At 39.5% G+C, this 4,332-nt stretch carries 4 protein-coding genes; all 4 read right to left on the bottom strand.

The annotated features are described in order from the left end of the window. Positions 1-192: 192 nt before the first annotated feature. Positions 193-726, bottom strand: a complete 534-nt coding sequence (hslV, locus tag ABZA26_RS08795) for an ATP-dependent protease subunit HslV (protein WP_372714147.1) — start codon at positions 724-726, stop codon at positions 193-195. A gap of 19 nt (positions 727-745) precedes the next feature. Beyond that, complete coding sequence (locus ABZA26_RS08790) at positions 746-1,639, bottom strand: tyrosine-type recombinase/integrase (RefSeq protein WP_372714146.1); 894 nt, start codon at positions 1,637-1,639, stop codon at positions 746-748. Positions 1,640-1,657: 18 nt separating this feature from the next. Then, on the bottom strand, positions 1,658-2,968 hold the full coding sequence (trmFO, locus tag ABZA26_RS08785) for a methylenetetrahydrofolate--tRNA-(uracil(54)-C(5))-methyltransferase (FADH(2)-oxidizing) TrmFO (RefSeq protein ID WP_372714145.1): 1,311 nt from the start codon (positions 2,966-2,968) through the stop codon (positions 1,658-1,660). A gap of 114 nt (positions 2,969-3,082) precedes the next feature. Continuing rightward, positions 3,083-4,332 (bottom strand): DNA topoisomerase (locus tag ABZA26_RS08780; RefSeq protein WP_372714144.1); only part of this gene is annotated, 1,250 nt, incomplete at its 5' end.

Below are 4,332 nucleotides of genomic sequence, written 5' to 3'. Positions count from 1 at the left end.
TAGTCTTCCTTCGTCATTTCCACAGGAAGATATTCTCCGTAATTTTTTATCTTAAAACATCTCTGACAGTAGATCTCTTTTTTACTTTCTAGCACACTTTTAGGAATAAACCCCTGTTTTTCAGAGCTTTCCTTCTGCAGTTCTACTCCGCAGCCGATACATTTTTTTATCTTTGCCAATTGTAAACCTCCTCTAAAGAGTCTCAACACTGATGTTGAGATTTGTATATATACACATATTTCCAGCTATCTTGAGAGCCTCTTCAGCTACCTGGGGAGCCCCCAGTTCACTGTGCATTACAAGGGCCTTCGCTGCAGCATAGGCATAAGTTCCTCCGCTTCCGATTGCCGCTATTCCGTCATCTGGCTCTATTACGTCTCCGTTTCCAGACACAATCAACACATTATTCTTATCTGCTACCACAAGCATGGCTTCGAGAACCCTCAGAGCCTTATCATGTCTCCACTCTTTTGCCAGCTCTACAGATGCTTTCTTCAGGTTCCCTCCGAACTCATCAAGCTTCCCCTCAAATTTGTCAAAGAGGGCAAAGGCATCTGCAGCACTTCCTGCAAATCCCATGAGTATGGTATCGTCGTACATCTTTCTTATCTTCTTGGCGCCGCTTTTAAATACAGTGTCTCCGAAAGTCACCTGTCCGTCTCCTGCTATGGCCACCTTGTTATCTCTTTTTACAGCTATTATCGTCGTTGCTCTAAATTTTTCCATCTGCCACCTCAGTCATCTATCAGTAATTATTATATCCTTTTAAAATTTTAGGCTTATTCACAAATTCTTCATATATTTTAGTGCTCTCTACACTCACGTGTCCCATGAGTTCCTGCAGATGCACAAGGCCCATGCCGTGGGACAGCATATACACTCCGAAAGTATGTCTAAAAGTGTGAGGACTTATCTCTTTTTCTATCCCGGCTTTTTTAGCATAACGTTCCACTATTCTTCTCAGAGATCTGTCGCTGAGCCTCGTACCGGAACCATTCACAAAGAGTATATCCTCGGTATACTTATCGCCGTATTTTTTCCTCTTTGATTCTACATATCTTTTGAAATATTCTCTCGCTCTTTCACTGAAAAATACAATTCTGGGCTGCTTTCCGCCTGTGACTCTGAGTTGTCTCTTTTCCATGTCAAAGAGGCTCTCTCCCAGAGAAAGGAGCTCCCCGGTTCTTATTCCGCTAGAGTACAAAAGTTCCACAATGAGCCTGTCTCTGATTCCGTTTGTTTTTTCTGTATCTATGACCTCTCTGATTCTGTCTATTTCATCCTTGATAAGAATTTCAGGAAGTTCGGCCTTAAAAGCCGGTCCAGTCAGAAGAATCGTAGGATTTTTTTCTATATATCCCTGATTTTTTAGATATTTGAAAAAAGTTCTGAGAGAAGATATCTTCCTGTTTAAAGACCTTTTCCCTATATTTTCCTTTTGAAGTTCTATCAAAAAACCCCTGAGGGCCATCTCTTTTATATCCTTAGGATTATTTATATTCTCTTTTCTGCTGAGATAATCCCTCAGCTGTCCAAGATCTTTTTTAAAGGATTTTATGGTATTCAGACTTTTACCGTCTCCAAATTCCTCAAAGTATATAAAATCTTTTATAAGTTTGTCCAATAAAACAGCTTCCATGACTATCCCCCAAAAGAACTATTCTTCCCCCAGTTTTCCCTTTAGATAATCCAGGGCTCTTTCTACCACCTTTGTATAACGTTCTCTCTTATCTCTTATTTTTTTACCTTCAAGAGGTCTCAGTATTCCTATATTAGGTCCTATAGGCTGAAAATTCTTTTTCTCTTCTGTTATGTACTTAATTATCGCCCCTATAGCACTTCTGTCATCTAGTACAAATTCCTCTTTTCCTTCCAGTCTGTTGGCTATATTAATAGCAGCCATCATTCCCGTAGCCATTGCAGCCACATAGCCTTCACTTCCTGTTATCTGTCCTGCAAAATATATATTCTCATCAGATTTCAGATTGAGGGTATTATTCAGAAGTTTTGTAGAATTTATAAATGTATTTCTGTGCATGACCCCGTATCTCACAAAATCTGCATTTTCAAGACCTGGTATCATTGAAAAGACTCTCTTCTGCTCTCCCCATTTGAGGTTTGTCTGAAATCCTACCATATTATATAGTCTTCCGTCTTTATCGTCCTGTCTCAGCTGAATCACTGCATAATCCTTTATATCCGGATGTCTGGGATTAGTAAGCCCCTTTGGTTTCAGCGGTCCGAATAAAAGAGTTTTTTCTCCTCTCTCTGCCATTTTTTCCACAGGCATACAGGCTTCAAAAAGTTTTTCCTCTTCAAAAGACTTTAAAGGAGCCCTTTCTGCAGTTATCAGTTCATTATAAAAATTTGTATACTCCTCTATATCCATCGGACAATTTATATACTCTCCGTCTCCCTTGTCATATCTCGACTGAAAGTACACCTTATTTTTATCTATAGAATCAAATGTTATTATTGGTGCTGCTGCATCATAAAAATACAGATATTCATCCTGAGTTCTCTTTCTGATCTCTTCTGAGATACTTTCCGATGAAAGAGGCCCGCTGGCGATAAGTACTATTCCGTCTTTAGGCAGCTCTGTCAGTTCCTCTCTTATTATCTCTATATTTTCCGTGTTTTCCAGGATTTCCGTTATCTCCTGAGAAAACCCTTCCCTGTCCACAGCCAGTGCCTGTCCTGCAGGTACCTTGTGTTTATCGGCTACTTTTACCAGAAGCGATCCTAGCTGTCTCAGCTCCTCTTTCATCAGTCCCGATGCATTGGAAGTCGCATTGGATCCTAGTGAATTACTGCATACCAGCTCTCCGAATTTCTCACTTTTATGTGCCTCTGTATTTTTTACGGGCCTCATCTCATAAAGTTTTACCTTTATTCCTCTTTTGGCCAGTTGATAGGCTGCCTCACTTCCTGCAAGACCTGCCCCTACTACCACTACCTCTTTTATCATAAATAATCTACTCCTCTATACTTTTTACACTATACAATTTATCCTTATTATACAATATTTTAAAAATTATAGGAAGTTTTTTTATCCCAATAAAGAAAACCCGCCTGAGCGGGTTTATTTCTTTTTATCAGTATCTTTCTTTTTATCGTTAGGGAGTTTTCTTATATTTTTACACTCAGGATATCCTGTACAAGCCAGGAATTTTCCCCATCTTCCCCTTTTAATCTCAAAAGGACTTCCACATTTTTCACAAGGTCCGGCTTTTCTTATGAGCTCAGCCTCTTCCTCTTCTATTTTTTTCAGAATATAATTTAGCTGTACTACTCCGTCTTTTTCTATTATCCTGTTTTCCGCAAGCATCTTTCTCACTTCAGAAGGAAGAGGAGTCCTGATTTCGTCCTCTGCAAAGTTCTCACTTTCGAGATAACTTCCGAATCTACCTGCTTTCAGGAAAAGATTAGCACCCTTATCTGTGTAGACATCTGTAGGTTTTCCCTTCTTGAGCTTCTCTCTTTCCTGTACTACCTCATTTACTATTATCTCCCCTTTTTCTATCTGTTCTTTGGGGATGTCTATTCCCTTAAGGGATATTTTCTCCTGACACTCTTCATCCTCACATTTGAGATATCTACCGAATCTTCCGCTTTTCATCAGCATCTTTCCCTTTCCGCAGGGACAAGGTACATCTGACAGAATGATCCTGTTTTCCATCTCTTCTACTTTCTTTTCAAAAACCGTGAGATATTTTGAAAGGTCTCCGTAGAACTCCTTCAGAGTTTCCTTCCAGTCAAGCTCACCTTCCTCTATACGGTCGAGCTTCTCTTCCATCTCAGCAGTAAATTTTACGTTCAATATATGAGGGAAGTTTTCTTGGAGATTTTCCTTGACCTCGTATCCCAGCGATGTAGGCACAAAGCTTTTTCCCTCGCTTATTACATATTCTCTCTTTTTAAGAGTTTCTATTATTGATGCATAGGTAGAAGGTCTTCCGATCCCCTCTGATTCCAGTTTCTTTACAAGGGAGGATTCAGTCAGTCTTGCAGGTGCCTTTGTGATACCCTCTTTTACTCCCAGTTTTTCCAGCACAAGGACATCTCCCTGGGCTATAGAAGGAAAGTTTACTGATTCTATCTCATCTTCACCTTTAAATACTTTATAATAACCATCAAAAATTATTTTATTTGCCACGCCTCTAAACTCATACTTATCATAATTTGTAAGAAGCTCAAACTGCTTAAACTTCACCGGAGCCAATTGTGAAATAACAAATCTCTCCCATATGAGTCTGTAGAGCTTAAACTGGTCTGTATTCAGGTGTTTCTCTATTTTTAAAGGTTCTAGCAGTACATCTGTAGGTCTTACTG

The sequence above is a fragment of the Ilyobacter sp. genome (genome assembly GCF_041583315.1).
Taxonomy (GTDB): Bacteria; Fusobacteriota; Fusobacteriia; order Fusobacteriales; family Fusobacteriaceae; genus Ilyobacter.
This window is presented reverse-complemented; position numbering and strand designations above follow the sequence as displayed.